This window comes from Salinivibrio costicola subsp. alcaliphilus (assembly GCF_001996185.1).
In the GTDB taxonomy this organism is placed as follows: Bacteria; Pseudomonadota; Gammaproteobacteria; order Enterobacterales; family Vibrionaceae; genus Salinivibrio; species Salinivibrio costicola.
In genome coordinates this window covers 1-247 of record NZ_MUFR01000215.1, presented here as the reverse complement: position 1 = coordinate 247, position 247 = coordinate 1, and the positions used below count along the sequence as shown (strand labels likewise).

The window sequence follows — 247 nt, the reverse complement described above, 5'->3', positions numbered from 1 at the left end:
ATAGGCAGGGTGTGTAAGCGCTGTGAGGCGTTGAGCTAACCTGTACTAATTGCCCGTGCGGCTTAACCATACAACACCCAAGAGGTTTTGGGTTGGACTTAAAATAAAGCCAGTTGATTGTGGCGAGAACGAAACAGCTTTCTAGATTCGTGTTTTGACTGAAAAGTGAAGACACACCAAATTTTGCTTGGCGACCATAGCGCTTTGGACCCACCTGACTCCATGCCGAACTCAGTAGTGAAACGAA

At 47.0% G+C, this 247-nt stretch carries 1 rRNA gene; it reads left to right on the top strand.

The annotated features are described in order from the left end of the window. Positions 1-186 precede the first annotated feature (186 nt). Positions 187-247 (top strand): 5S ribosomal RNA (gene rrf, locus BZJ21_RS16950); the annotation flags it as partial.